Origin of the sequence: Modicisalibacter tunisiensis (genome assembly GCF_020148005.1) — a bacterium.
Classification (GTDB): Bacteria; Pseudomonadota; Gammaproteobacteria; order Pseudomonadales; family Halomonadaceae; genus Modicisalibacter; species Modicisalibacter tunisiensis.
Genome location: NZ_JAGXFD010000001.1, coordinates 1370560 through 1384065, shown reverse-complemented (window position 1 = coordinate 1384065; position 13506 = coordinate 1370560). Strand labels below are relative to the sequence as shown.

13 protein-coding genes are annotated in these 13506 nt (G+C 70.6%); 7 read left to right on the top strand and 6 right to left on the bottom strand.

Annotated elements, in window-relative coordinates; all coding sequences use genetic code 11:
• Positions 1-163: 163 nt before the first annotated feature.
• Positions 164-1285, bottom strand: coding sequence for a phospholipase D-like domain-containing protein (locus KGQ91_RS06435; protein WP_163648235.1), 1122 nt, complete (start codon positions 1283-1285; stop codon positions 164-166).
• A 65-nt stretch (positions 1286-1350) separates the two neighbouring features.
• Here KGQ91_RS06435 and plsB point away from each other — a divergent pair, with 65 nt between their 5' ends.
• Entirely contained in the window at positions 1351-3861 is a 2511-nt protein-coding gene (gene plsB, locus KGQ91_RS06430) for a glycerol-3-phosphate 1-O-acyltransferase PlsB (protein WP_163648234.1), read from the top strand.
• Here the strand turns inward: plsB and KGQ91_RS06425 are convergent.
• From KGQ91_RS06425 to KGQ91_RS06405, 5 genes are all read right to left on the bottom strand, one after another.
• Complete coding sequence (locus tag KGQ91_RS06425; protein ID WP_224415820.1) at positions 3825-4586, bottom strand: class I SAM-dependent methyltransferase; 762 nt, start codon at positions 4584-4586, stop codon at positions 3825-3827. The genes plsB and KGQ91_RS06425 overlap by 37 nt on opposite strands.
• A complete protein-coding gene (locus KGQ91_RS06420) occupies positions 4583-5398 on the bottom strand; it encodes an undecaprenyl-diphosphate phosphatase (RefSeq protein WP_163648232.1) in 816 nt (271 codons plus the stop codon). Before KGQ91_RS06420 ends, KGQ91_RS06425 begins: the two co-directional genes overlap by 4 nt.
• A 55-nt stretch (positions 5399-5453) precedes the next feature.
• Positions 5454-6152 carry a tRNA (adenosine(37)-N6)-threonylcarbamoyltransferase complex dimerization subunit type 1 TsaB gene (gene tsaB / locus KGQ91_RS06415; protein WP_205596214.1) on the bottom strand — a complete coding sequence of 233 codons (699 nt, stop codon included), beginning with the start codon at positions 6150-6152 and terminating at the stop codon, positions 5454-5456.
• Between the two features lie 135 nt (positions 6153-6287).
• A complete protein-coding gene (gene adk / locus KGQ91_RS06410; protein WP_163648231.1) occupies positions 6288-6944 on the bottom strand; it encodes an adenylate kinase in 657 nt (218 codons plus the stop codon).
• 178 nt (positions 6945-7122) lie between these two features.
• The gene (locus KGQ91_RS06405; RefSeq protein WP_224420576.1) at positions 7123-7491 is read right to left on the bottom strand and encodes a diacylglycerol kinase; all 369 of its coding nucleotides are present in this window, start codon (positions 7489-7491) and stop codon (positions 7123-7125) included.
• Positions 7492-7665: 174 nt separating this feature from the next.
• Between KGQ91_RS06405 and KGQ91_RS06400 the strand changes: the two genes are divergently transcribed.
• The 6 genes from KGQ91_RS06400 to KGQ91_RS06375 all read left to right on the top strand — a co-directional run bounded on the left by KGQ91_RS06400 (position 7666) and on the right by KGQ91_RS06375 (position 13470).
• A complete protein-coding gene (locus KGQ91_RS06400) occupies positions 7666-8643 on the top strand; it encodes an MDR family oxidoreductase (protein ID WP_224420575.1) in 978 nt (325 codons plus the stop codon).
• A gap of 96 nt (positions 8644-8739) precedes the next feature.
• Entirely contained in the window at positions 8740-9762 is a 1023-nt protein-coding gene (locus KGQ91_RS06395; RefSeq protein WP_163648228.1) for a type I glyceraldehyde-3-phosphate dehydrogenase, read from the top strand.
• A gap of 69 nt (positions 9763-9831) precedes the next feature.
• The gene (locus KGQ91_RS06390) at positions 9832-10995 is read left to right on the top strand and encodes a phosphoglycerate kinase (RefSeq protein WP_224420574.1); all 1164 of its coding nucleotides are present in this window, start codon (positions 9832-9834) and stop codon (positions 10993-10995) included.
• A gap of 80 nt (positions 10996-11075) precedes the next feature.
• Complete coding sequence (gene fba / locus KGQ91_RS06385; RefSeq protein WP_163648226.1) at positions 11076-12140, top strand: class II fructose-bisphosphate aldolase; 1065 nt, start codon at positions 11076-11078, stop codon at positions 12138-12140.
• Positions 12141-12212: 72 nt separating this feature from the next.
• On the top strand, positions 12213-12515 hold the full coding sequence (locus KGQ91_RS06380; protein WP_163648225.1) for a hypothetical protein: 303 nt from the start codon (positions 12213-12215) through the stop codon (positions 12513-12515).
• Positions 12516-12564: 49 nt separating this feature from the next.
• Complete coding sequence (locus KGQ91_RS06375; protein WP_163648224.1) at positions 12565-13470, top strand: DMT family transporter; 906 nt, start codon at positions 12565-12567, stop codon at positions 13468-13470.
• The last annotated feature ends 36 nt before the right edge of the window (positions 13471-13506 follow it).

Here is a 13506-nt window from a genome sequence, read left to right as displayed (position 1 = left end):
ATTTCCACCCTGAGTAAGAACTGACGCCGTAAGAGTAAGAAAAGTCGGCGAGCGATGACCAGACAAGGCAAAAATCGGCGAGAAGACGGAGTTTACTGGAGTAAATGAGTACTTTGAGCCGATTTTTAACGCCGTATGGTCGAGCGCAACCACTCTTCGGGGACTACCTGAGCCGCGTCACCCAGGCATCCAGCGTCCCGTAGACCCACTCGCGCAGGCGCTGGCGTCGCGAACGCCGCGCCCACTGCGCGGGGCGGATCTCGACACTCTGCGCGAAGCTGCGCTCGAACAGCGCCGCCAGCGCCCCGGCGAAACGCGGGTCGACGATCTCCTGATTGGCCTCCAGATTCCACTGCAGGCTCCAGTGGTCGAAGTTGCACGAGCCGATGCTGGCCCAGTCGTCGGCCAGCGAGAACTTGGCGTGGATGAAGCGCGGCTGGAACTCGAAGATGCGCACTCCGGCGCGCAGCAGCCGGCCGTAGAAGCGCTGCCCGGCATAGCGGATGCCGGGATGGTCATGGGCGTCGCCGGGCAGCAGCAGGCGCACGTCGACGCCGCGCCGCGCCGCCCTGACCAGCCGCCGCCGGAGGCTCAGGGTGGGCACGAAGTAGGGCGTGCACAGCCAGATGCGCCGCTGGGCGTGGCCGAGCTGCTGGTGCAGCGACAGGCGGATCGCCTGGTAGCGGTAGCCCTGTCCCCAGACCACCCGCCCGCGCATGCCCTGATAGTCGGCCACCCGCGTGACGTCCAGCCTGAGCCGCTGCACCAGGCGCGGGTCGCCACTGCCCCGCGACAGCGGTGAATCCCACAGCCGCGAGAACAGCCGTACCCAGTCCGCCACCACCGGCCCCTCGATGCGCACCGCCACGTCGAACCAGGCGTCGAGGAATTCGTCGCTGGCACCGAAGCCGCCGGTGAAGGCCACCCGGCCGTCGATCAGCAACAGCTTGCGATGGTCGCGGGTCAGGTTCTTGCCCAGCCGGTACCAGACCAGCGGATTGAAGAAGCGCATCGCCACGCCGCCGGCCTCGAGCCGCCGGCGATCCGCGCTCGACAGCTTCATGGCGCCGTAACCGTCGAGCAGCATCAGCACCGTCACGCCCCGCGCCGCCGCGGCCAGCAGGGCATCGATCAACTGCGCGGCCAGCGCGCCCGACTCCATGAGATACAGCTCGAGCAGGATCGACTCGCGCGCCGCGGTCACCGCCTCGGTCATGGCCGGCAGGAAACAGCGGCTCTCCGGCAGCAGGACGAAGCGGTTGCCGTCTCGCCAGACTCCCCGCATCACACCTCCCTGTGTCCCGTTGGGCCATCCCCCGACCGGGGGTCGAATCGCTATAATGCCCCAACATGTCCCGAATCGGCATCCGGATGGCCCTGTTCCCGTCGCTGTTGTCCCCCCTGCGCCCGCTGCTGCGCCGCCTGCTGGCCGGCTGGGTCGAGCTGCGCCTGAGCGAGCCCGCCCCCGAGCGGCTCGCCCTCGACCCCGAGCGCCCCACGCTCTACGTGCTGCCGCGGCCGTCGCTGTCCGACCGCCTGCTGCTGGAGATCGTCTGCCGACGCCACGGCCTGCCCGTGCCCTCGCCGCGCTGGCGACCGGGCTCGCTGCGCCATCACGGCTGCGTGGCACTGCCCGACCACAAGCGCCACCTGTGGCCGCGGCGGCGTCCGGATGACGCGCCCTTCGCCCCGCCGATCGAGGCCCTGGGCCAGCACCCCGGCGCCGACGTCCAGCTGGTGCCGGTCAGCGTGTTCTGGGGCCGCGCGCCGGGCAAGGAGTTCGGCTTCTGGAAGCTGCTCGCCGCGGACAGCTGGCAGCTCACCGGTCGCCTGCGCCGCGCGGTGTCGATGCTGGTCAATGCCCGCAACATCGAGCTCTACTGGGGGGAGGCGCTGTCGCTGCGCGGCCAGCTTGACGAGCGTGGTCCGGAACTGGCGCGGCGCCGGGTCGCCCGGGTGCTGCGGGTGCACTTCCGGCGCATCCGCACCCGCGTGCTGGGCCCCGACCTGTCGCACCGGCGCACGCTGATCCACGGCCTGCTGCAGGAACCCGAGATCCAGCGCATCATCGACGAAACGGCCCGCGCCCAGAACGTGTCGCGGCGCCGCGTCGAGCGTCGGGCCCGGCGCTACGGTCGCGAGATCGCCTCGCACATGAGCTATCCGGTGCTGCGCCTGCTCGACCGGCTGCTCCACCGGCTGTGGAACCGGCTCTATGCCGGGGTGGACGTGCACGGGCTGGAACGCGTCAAGCGCCTGGCCGGCGATCGCACCCTGATCTACGTGCCCTGCCACCGCAGCCACATCGACTACCTGCTGCTCTCCTACGTGCTGTTCCGCGAAGGACTGATGCCGCCGCACATCGCCGCCGGGCGCAACCTCGACATGCCGTTGATCGGTCCGCTGCTGCGCCGCGGCGGCGCCTTCTTCCTGCGCCGCAGCTTCCGCGACAACCGGCTCTACGGCGCGGTGTTCAACGCCTACCTGCATCGCCTGCTGTCCCGCGGGCACCCGATCGAGTACTTCATCGAGGGCGGCCGCTCGCGCAGCGGACGGATGCTGATGCCGCGTCCGGGCATGCTGGCGATGACCCTGCGCTCCTGCCTGCGCGGCACCTCTCGCGGGGTCACCTTCGTGCCGGTCTACATCGGCTACGAGAAGGTGCTGGAAAGCACCAGCTACCTCCGGGAACTGCGTGGCGCACGCAAGCGCAAGGAGTCGCCGCTGGACCTGCTGCGCGTGCTCGGTCGGCTGCGCCAGCCCTTCGGCCGGGTCCAGGTGGCCATCGGCGAGCCGCTGGACCTAGACGCCTTCCTGACCCGCCGCGTGCCCGACTGGCAGGAGAGCCGCCACGACGCGCGCCCGCCCTGGCTGACGCGCGCCGTTCCCGAGCTGGGCCGCGAACTGGCGCGACGCATCAACGCGGCAGCGACCCTCAACCCGGTCAACCTGGTCGCCCTGACCCTGCTGGCCACACCGCATCGCGCCATCGAGTCGGAATTGCTCAAGCGTCAGATGGCCCTGCTCGTGGCCCTGGCTCCGGACACGGCGAGTCCCCCGGCCGGCACGCCCGAGGACTGGCTGGCCGAAGTCGCCGAGCTGGGCTTCATCGAGCGTCGGGCCCAGGCGCTCGGCGAGCTGGTGCTGGCCGACGGCGAGCGCGCCACCTTGCTCACCTGGTATCGCAACAACGTCCAGCACCGCTTCGCCCTGCCGGCGCTGGTGGCCTTCGCCTTCCGCAACAGCGCCCACAACGATCTGGCCACCCTCGATGCCCGCCTCGCCGCGGCCTGGCCGTCGATCGCCCAGGAACAGTTCATCGCCCTGCCCGCCGCCGACTTCCGCAGCGCCCTGGAGGCGACCCTGGCAACGCTGGTCGAGCAGGGCCTGCTCGAGGCCCGCGCCGACGGCTGGCAGCGCCCGCCCGGCCATACCCTGGCCCGCGAGCAGCTGCAGCTGCTGGGCAGCCTGATCCAGCCGACCCTCGAGCGCGGCTTCCTGCTGCTGGCGGCGTTGCTGGCCCAGCCCAGCGGCAGCCTGACTCGCGATGACCTCGAGGAGCGCAGCCGCGCCCTGGCCGAGCGGCTGACCCTGCTGTCGGGCCTCAACGCCCCGGAGTTCTTCGACCGCCGGCTGTTCAGCGGCCTGCTCGACGCCCTGCTGGCCGAGGGCTGGATCTGGGAGACGCCACAGGGGCGGCTGGCCTTCGATGCGCTGCTCGGCGAGGCGCTGGCGCGCAGCCGCAGCCTCTTCGACCCGGCCCTGCGCCGGCGCCTGTGGCAGACCGCCCAGCCCGCCGCCGGGGACGCCGCCCGTGCCTCGGCTCAGGCCCGCAACGAGCGGTGCACGTACAAATCGTAACGGCTGGTCTTGGCCTCGAGCTGATGCGACGGCGTCGGGCCCGCGATGGGCGGCGCCTTGCGCGGGCGCTTGACCGCCACGCGGTGCGTCGCCACGTCGAGCGCCGCTTCCAGCAGGCGCGGCGCATCGGCATCGTCGCCGGCCAGCTCGCGGAACACGCGCATCTCCTTCTTGACCAGCGCCGACTTGTCGCGGTGGGGAAACATGGGATCGAGGTGGATGACTTGTGCCGGAAAGTCGGCCGCGGCGACCGTCGCCGCCAGGACCTCGGCGGCATCCGCCCGGTGCAGCGTCAGCCGCGCGACGATCGGCGCGACGTCGGCATCGTCACGGGCCCGGGCCAGGCCGTCGCCCAGCAGCGCGGCGATCGCCGGCACCCGCTCGAGCATCAGCACCTCGGCTCCCAGGCTCGCCAGCACGAAGGCATCGCGTCCGAGGCCGGCGGTGGCGTCCACCACGCTCGGCGTGACGCCCTTCGCCAGCCCGCAGGCCTTGGCCACGAGCTGGCCGCGCCCGCCGCCGAAGCGGCGCCGGTGATCGACCTTGCCGGCGAGGAAGTCCACCCGCAGCGGCTTGCCGTAACGGGCAGGATCGCCGGCCAGCGCCAGACCCACCTCGGTGGCGATCAGCGCCAGCCCCTCGGCGGGCGGCACCGAAGCCCAGGGCAGCCCCAGCTGCCCGGCCAGCTCGCGCAGCGCCTCGCCCACCACCACCGGGGGCGTCATGCCGCCCACAGCCACAGCAACGCCACCCCCAGCAGCAGGCGATAGGCGACGAACGGCCACATGCCGATGCGATCCAGCGCCGCCAGGAACAGCTTGATGCAGACCAGCGCGGCGACGAACGACAGGCCGATGCCCACCAGCACGTCGTGGATCGCCGCATCGCTGCCGGTCTGCATCAGCTCCAGGCCCTTGAGCGAGCCGGCGGCGATGATCAGCGGGATCGACAGCAGGAACGAGAAGCGCGCCGAACTCTGGCGGTCGAAGCCCAGCAGCAGGGCCGCGGTGATGGTGATGCCGGAACGCGAGGTACCGGGAATCAGCGCCAGCGCCTGGAACAGCCCGATGATCAACGCCGCCCTGAAGGTCAGGCTGGCCAGGCCGCGGCTGCGGCTGCCGCGCCAGTCCGCCCAGCCCAGCAGCACGCCGAAGACCAGGGTCGCCAGGGCGATCACCAGCGACGAGCGCAGCGAGTCCTCGATCGCGCCGTTGAACAGCCCACCGACGATCACCGCCGGAATCGTCGCCAGGATGACCATCCACCCCAGCCGACTTTCCGGCGTCTGGCGTGCGCCCAGCGGGCCGGCGCCGGCGAACTGGCCGAACCAGCCGCCCAGGATCGCCACCACCTCGCGGCGAAAGGCCAGCAGCACCGCCGCCAGGGTGCCGATGTGCACGGCGACGTCGAAGGCCAGCCCCTGGTCGGGCCAGCCCAGCACCTGGGAGGGCAGGATCAGGTGCGCCGACGAGGAGATGGGCAGGAACTCGGTGAGCCCCTGGATCACCGACAGCGCGACGAGTTGCAACCAGTCCATGCGGAAGGTCCTTGTTCAGCGAGAGACGACGCCGGGGTGCGGCGCGGGAGAGGGTTCAGGCGCCGGGCCCGGGCTTCTTCCAGGCGACCTCGTTGCGCAGGTAGACCGGTACCGCCTCGTGGGGCGGGCGGCCCTCGCCGCGGGCGAACGCCTCGGCGGCCAGGCGCACCATCGATTCGGCGGCCGGGTCGAGATCCGGCAGGCGCTGATACAGGGCGCTCTGGACCTCGACGGGCATCGACGCCCACAGCGCCCAGCCCGAGCCCACGCCGCACCAGTCGGCCTCGCGATGCGCCTCGGGCAGGGCCAGGCGCGCGGGCGGCATTACCGCCTCGTCGAGCAGCGGCGTGAGGCGACCGTCCCGGCAGTGGTAGGCGGCGACGTAGATCTCGCCCATGCGGGCGTCCAGCGCCGGCACCACGAAGCGCACGTGACGCTCACGGTGCACCGCCAGGGCCAGCGCCTCGAGGGTCGAGACGCCGATCAGCGGCCTGTCGAGGCCGAACGCCAGCCCCTGGGCGACCCCGGCGGCAATGCGCAGGCCGGTGAAGGAGCCGGGGCCACGCCCGTAGGCCAGGGCATCGAGATCGGCGAGCACCAGCCCGGCCTCGGCGAGCACGTCATCGATCATCGGCATCAGGCGGCGGGTGTGCTCGCGGGGGGTCAGCGCGAAGCGCGAGACCACCTCTCCCTCGTGCCAGAGGGCGCAGGAACAGGCGCTCGAGGAGGCGTCCAGGGCCAGCAGGGTCGACATGGGAATCACGGGGTTATGAATGGCGCGGGCATTATACGACCGGGGCGGGCCCGGCAAAAGCGCCGGCCACGAGGCCAACAACGCAACAGCCCGGCGAGGTGCCGGGCTGCGGATAATCGAAGGGCAGGCGAGGTCTCAGCCTTCCAGCGCCTTCACCACCTGGTCGCGGATGTCGTCGACCGTGCCGATGCCCTCGACGCGATGGTAGGCGGGCGCCTTGGCCGGGTCCTGCTCGGCCCAGCGGCGGTAGTACTCCACCAGCGGCTCGGTCTGTTCATGGTAGACCGACAGGCGGTTGCGGACCGTCGACTCGCGATCGTCGTCGCGCTGGATCAGCGCCTCGCCGGTGACGTCGTCCTTGCCGTCTTCCCTGGGCGGGTTGTACTCGATGTGATAGACGCGGCCGGAATCGGGGTGCACGCGGCGACCGGCCAGGCGCTTGACGATCTCCTCGTCGTCCACGGCGATCTCCAGCACGTGGTCGAGCCTGACGTCGGCGTCCTTCATGGCGTCGGCCTGCGGGATGGTGCGCGGGAAGCCGTCGAACAGGAAGCCGTTGGCGCAGTCGGGCTGGCTGATGCGCTCCTTGACCAGGGCGATGATGATGTCGTCGGACACCAGCCCGCCGCTGTTCATGATCTCCTTGACCTTGAGGCCCAGGTCGCTGCCTTCCTTGACCGCGGCGCGCAGCATGTCGCCGGTGGAGATCTGCGGAATGCCGTACCGCTCGCAGATGAACTGGGCCTGGGTGCCCTTGCCGGCACCGGGGGCGCCCAAGAGAATCAAACGCATCTGTGCTGCTCCTTGAATCGTTCGCGAGTCAATTGTTGTTGACGTTAGCGTAAATGGGTGTCGGAGGCGGCACCATCCGTGACGAGTCGAAAGAGCATTGACGATACCGGGGGGGCGAAAGGCAGACAAGCCGACAAACGGTGATGCGCGTCATGATGTCGCAGCCCGCGACTCACGCTCAGGCCAGCCGCTGCCAGAGCAGCACGCCCCAGGTCAGCCCGGCCATGATCAGCGACAGCATCACCGCCGCCGAACCGATGTCCTTGGCGCGTCCCGAAAGCACATGATGCTCCGGGCCGATGCGATCGACCACGGTCTCCACGGCGCTGTTGAGCAGCTCGACCACCAGCACCCAGACACAGCTGCCCACCAGCAGCAGCCATTCGACCGGTGTACGGGCGATCCACCAGGCCAGTGGCAGCAGCAGCACGCACAGCAGGAGTTCCTGGCGGAAGGCCGCCTCGTTGAGAAAGGCCGCCTTGAAGCCCTTGAGGGAATAACGGGTCGAATGGATCAGATGCCGCCAGCCGGTCTCGCTTGGTTTCATGCCGCTGCCTCGTCGCCTACGCCGACCGCGCCGCGCAGGCGATAGCGGGCCGGTCGAATCAAGGGGCCGATGGTAGCAGAGGCCCCGGGGCAGGCAAGCCTCGCACGATTGCCCGGCCCCGGCGAGCGGGCTAGTCTGGAATGACCGTGACAGGCTACTTTTCTGGAGGGACCCATGCCCCGCGTGCTGATGCTCAAGGACGAAGATCCTCGCGCCCGGGTCGAGACCATCGACGACGACCGCCTGCCCGAGCGCGCCGTCACCGTCGACATCGACTATTCCGATCTCAACTACAAGGACGCGCTGGCGGTCACCGGCAAGGGCAAGATCGTCCGCGAATACCCCTTCGTGCCGGGCATCGACTTCGCCGGCACGGTACGCGACAGCGAGAGCGACCAATACGCCCCGGACGACAAGGTGATTCTCACCGGCTGGGGCGTCGGCGAGCGCTACTGGGGCGGTTTCGCCGAGCGCATGCGGGTCGACGCCGACTGGCTGGTGCCCTGCCCCGAGACGCTGTCCACCCGCGAGGCGATGCTGTTCGGCACCGCCGGGCTGAGCGCCATGCTCTGCGTGGAACGCCTCGAGGAGGCCGGCCTGGCCCGCGGCACTGCCGTGCTGGTCACCGGGGCCACCGGCGGCGTGGGCAGCTGGGCGGTGCAGATGCTGGCCCACTACGGCTACGAGGTGCACGCCGTCACCGGCAAGCCGGATCAGGAGCGCTGGCTGCGCAGCCTGGGCGCCGCCGAGGTGCACGACCGCACCGAGTTCGAGGGCGAACCGCGGCTGCTCGACAAGGCCCGCTGGGCCGGGGCCATCGACACGGTCGGCGACACCACCCTGGCCAATGTGCTCGCCCAGATGGAGCCCCATGGCCGGGTCGCCGCCGTGGGCCTGGCCGGCGGCAGCGCCCTGCCCGCCTCGGTGATGCCGTTCATCCTGCGTGGCGTGTCGCTGCTCGGCGTGGAGAGCGCCCGGGTCCCCCTGCCGCGGCGCCGCGACGTCTGGCAGCGCATCGCCGAGCTGCCCCGGGCGATGCGCGATAACATGCACCACGAGGCAATCGGCCTGGAGATGATCGCCGAGCGCGCCGAGGCGATGATCAACGGCGACATCCACGGCCGGCTGCTGATCGACCCGAGCCTGGACTGAGCCCTACCCCAGGGGCAGCAACAGCACAGTTGGGGCAAAGGGCGCTTTGCGCTAGAATCACCGCCTTCGAACGCCACCACCGTCGTCGAGCCGCCCATGCCCCATCGCATCGCCATCAACGGTTACGGCCGCATCGGCCAGTGCGTCCTGCGGGCGCTGGTCGAGCGCCCGGAACTGGATATCGAGGTGGTGGCGATCAACGAGCTCTCGGATCTCGCCACCGTCGCCTACCTGACCCGCTACGACACCACCCACGGGCGCTTTCCCGGCGAGGTGCGCGTCGAGGACGACCGGCTGCGCATCAACGGCCACGCGATCGCCCTGCTCTGCGAGGAAGACCCCGCGAACCTGCCCTGGGCGGCGCTGGGCATCGACCTGGTGCTGGAATGCTCCGGCAGCTTCAGGGACCGCGCCACGGCCGAGCGCCATCTGGTCGCCGGTGCGCGGCGCCTGCTGTTCTCCCAGCCCGCCGAATCCGACGTCGACCTGACCGTGGTCGGCGGCATCAACGAGCACCTGCTCGCCGCCGACATGCGGGTGATCTCGGCGGCCTCCTGCACCACCAACTGCCTGATTCCGATTCTCACCGTGCTCGACGAGGCGCTGGGCATCGAGCACGGCGTCACCACCACCATCCACTCGGCGATGAACGACCAGCCGGTGATCGACGCCTACCACAAGTCGGACCTGCGCCTGACCCGCTCGGCGATGCAGTCGATCATCCCCGTGGATACCGGCCTGGCGCGCGGCATCGAGCGCCTGATGCCGCACCTCGCCGGTCGCTTCGAGTGCCTGCACGTGCGGGTGCCGACCATCAACGTCTCGGCCATGGACATGGCCATCTCGGTGCGCCGGGCCACCACCGCCTCGGCGGTCAACGCCCTGCTCCACGACGCCAGCCACGCGCGGCTCGCCGGGCGGCTCGGCTACACCGAGGAGCCCATGGCCTCGGTCGACTTCAACCACGATCCGCGCTCGGGTATCGTGGACGCCACCCAGACACGGGTCGCCGGCGGCCACCTGATCAAGATGCTCGGCTGGTTCGACAACGAGTGGGGCTTCGCCAACCGCATGCTCGATGTCGCCGGACGCCTGGCCGAGCTCGACGCGCGGCACTGATACCGCGCCCGACCCGCCGAACGCGATGGACACCGGACATTCTGGATTCGTCAACAGAGGATACGCCACATGAACGTGCGCAAGATGACCGACCTCCCTCTCGCCGGCCAGCGAGTGCTGATCCGAGAGGACCTCAACGTGCCGGTCAAACAGGGCAGCGTCACCTCGGATGCCCGTATCCGCGCCTGCCTGCCGACCATCCAGGCCGCCCGCGACGCCGGCGCCCGGGTGATGCTGATGAGTCACCTGGGACGCCCCACCGAGGGCGAGCCCGCCGACGAGTTCTCGCTGGCGCCGGTCGCCGCCCATCTCGGCCAGCTGCTCGGCCAGCCGGTGCGCCTGGTCAGCGACTACCTCGACGATCCGGTCGACGTGGCCGAGGGCGAGGTAGTGCTGCTCGAGAACGTGCGCTTCAACGCCGGCGAGAAGAAGGACGACGAGACCCTGGCCCGGGCCTACGCCGCGCTGTGCGACGTCTACGTCATGGACGCCTTCGGCACCGCCCACCGCGCCCAGGCCTCCACCCACGGCGTGGCGCGCTTCGCCCCCGCCGCCTGCGCCGGGCCGCTGCTCGCCCAGGAGCTCGAGGCGCTGGAGAAGGCGCTGGCCACCCCGGCACGGCCGATGGTTGCCATCGTCGGCGGTTCCAAGGTCTCGACCAAGCTCGAGGTGCTCAACGCCCTGGCCGAGAAGTGCGACCAGCTGATCGTCGGCGGCGGCATCGCCAACACCTTCATCGCCGCGGCCGGCCACAACGTCGGCAAGTCGCTGCACGAGGCCGACCTGATCGACCAGGCCAGGGCGCTGATGGCCCGCGTCGAGATCCCGCTGCCCAGCGACGTGGTGGTCGCCACCGAGTTCTCCGAATCCGCCGAGGCCGTGGTGCGCCCGGTCGACCAGGTGCGCGACGACGAGATGATCCTCGACATCGGGCCGGACACCGCCGCGCGCTTCGGCGGCCTGCTCAAGGACGCCGGCACCATCCTGTGGAACGGCCCCGTGGGCGTGTTCGAGATCGATCAGTTCGGCAAGGGCACCGAAGCGCTGTCCCGGGCGATCGCCGAGAGCAATGGCTTCTCCATCGCCGGCGGCGGCGACACCCTGGCGGCCATCGACAAGTACGGCATCGCCGAGCGGGTCTCGTACATCTCCACCGGCGGCGGCGCCTTCCTCGAGTACGTGGAAGGCAAGACGCTGCCCGCCGTGGCCGCCCTCGAGGCTGCCGACCGCTAATCCCGCAGCATCCCTGCACTCATCATCACGGGGCGGCCCAAAGGCCGCCCCTCGACTGTCAGCGAGGAAACACACTCCCCATGGCCCTGATCAGCCTGCGTCAACTTCTCGACCATGCCGCCGAGCACGGCTACGGCGTGCCGGCCTTCAACGTCAACAACCTCGAGCAGATGCGCGCCATCATGGAAGCCGCCGACCGCACCGATTCGCCGGTGATCGTCCAGGCCTCCGCCGGCGCCCGCAAGTACGCCGGCGCGCCCTTCCTGCGCCACCTGATCCTGGCCGCGATCGAGGAGTTCCCGCACATCCCGGTGGTCATGCACCAGGACCACGGCACCTCGCCCGCCGTCTGCCAGCGTTCCATCCAGCTGGGCTTCTCCTCGGTGATGATGGACGGCTCGCTGAAGGACGACGGCAAGACGCCCGCCGACTACGACTACAACGTCGACGTCACCCGGCGCACCGTCGAGATGGCGCATGCCTGCGGCGTGTCCGTCGAGGGCGAGCTGGGCTGCCTGGGCAGCCTGGAGACCGGCCAGGCCGGCGAGGAGGACGGCGTCGGCGCCGAGGGCACGCTGTCCCACGATCAGCTGCTCACCGACCCCGAGGAAGCGGCCGCCTTCGTCGCCGCGACCCACGTCGACGCCCTGGCGATCGCCATCGGCACCAGCCACGGTGCCTACAAGTTCACCCGGCCGCCCACCGGCGACACCCTGTCGATCGCCCGCATCCGGCAGATTCACGAGCGCATCCCCAACACCCACCTGGTGATGCACGGCTCCAGCTCGGTCCCCCAGGAGTGGCTGGAGATCATCAACGAGCACGGTGGCCGGATTCCCGAGACCTACGGCGTGCCGGTCGAGGAAATCGTCGAGGGCATCAAGCACGGCGTGCGCAAGGTCAACATCGACACCGACCTGCGTCTGGCCTCCACCGGCGCGGTGCGCCGCTTCCTCGCCCACAATCCGGCCGAGTTCGACCCGCGCAAGTACCTCAAGGAGACCGTCGCGGCGATGCGCGACGTCTGCGTGGCCCGCTTCGAGGCCTTCGGCACCGCCGGCAACGCCAGCAAGATCAAGCCGCTCGGCCTGGAAGCGATGTTCGAGCGCTACGCGCGCGGCGAGCTCGACCCGCGGGTCAACTGAGCCGACCGCCACGCCTCGCCGCCGGGGACCCGGCGGCGCCCCATCGCCTTCCCCTCGCCATCGAGGCCCGCCATGCACAACCTGATCGTTCCCTCCCTCGTTCTCCTGCTCACCGCGGCCGTGATCTTCGGCGGCCAGGCCTTCAACGAAAGCCGGCTCGACGACCATATCGCCGAATCCATCGCCACCGCGCTCGATACCCGGGACGCCGTCGAGGTGACCGCCATGCACGAGGTCAACAAGGGCTACGGCATCTGCGGGACATACCGCCTGGCCGGCGGCGAGAGTGCCGCCTTCTTCTACAACAAGGCCAACGAGCACCTGGCCCTGGGCAGCGACTCCCGCCGCTACCGCAACAACTGCCGGACGCCCTGAGTCCGGACACCGCCGCCCCGTTTTCGCCGCAACGTCATGAGGCGTGCCGATGAGCCTTCGCCGACAGACCGCCCTGGCCAGCCTGATCGTCATCCTCACCGGGGCCCTCTGGGGGCTCTACTGGATCCCGGTGCGACGCCTGGACGGCCTGCTTCCCGGCGCCTGGGGATCGCTGCTGATCGTCGCCCTGGCGACGCTGCTGCTGACCCCCTTCGCGGTGGTCCATCGTCGCCGCCTGCGCGCCGCCGACCCGCTGTCGCTGGCGGCGATCGCGCTCGGCGGCGCGGCCTTCGTCATGTACTCGATCGGCCTGGTCCACGGTCGGGTCGCCAACGTGATCCTGCTGTTCTACCTGACGCCGGTATGGAGCACGCTGATCGCGCGGCTGGGGCTGGGCTGGCCGACGCCCTGGCCCCGCTACGCGGCCATCGGCGTGGGCCTCGCCGGCCTGGTGCTGGTGCTCGGCGACGACGGCGCGCTGCCGTGGCCCCGCGGGGTGGGCGACTGGCTGGGGCTGGCGTCGGGCCTGCTGTGGGCGCTCGCCTCGACCGGCATTCGCCTGCGCGGCGAGACCACCGGCGCGCTGGCGGGCAATGCCGTGTTCTGCGCGGGGGCGACGCTGGCCGCCGGGGCGCTGGCGCTCTGGCTGCCCTCCCGGCCGCCCCTCCCGGCGGCCTCCGAATGGCCCGCGCTGATCGGCTGGGCCCTGGCCGCCGGCGGGCTGTGGTGGGCGCTGTCGCTGAGCGCCCTGCTGTGGGCCACGAGCCGCCTGGAGCCGGCGCGCCTGGGAATCCTGCTGATGAGCGAGGTGCTCATCGGCGTGCTCTCCGCGGCGCTGCTCGCCGGCGAGCCCTTCGGCCTGCGGACCGGTCTGGGGGCGCTGCTGGTGATCGCCGCGGCGCTGCTCGAGCTGTGGCCGGCGCCACGCACAGGACACGACGCGCGACGCCCCTGACGAGGTGCCGCGGCGGCGGTTCGCCTGCTAGACTCT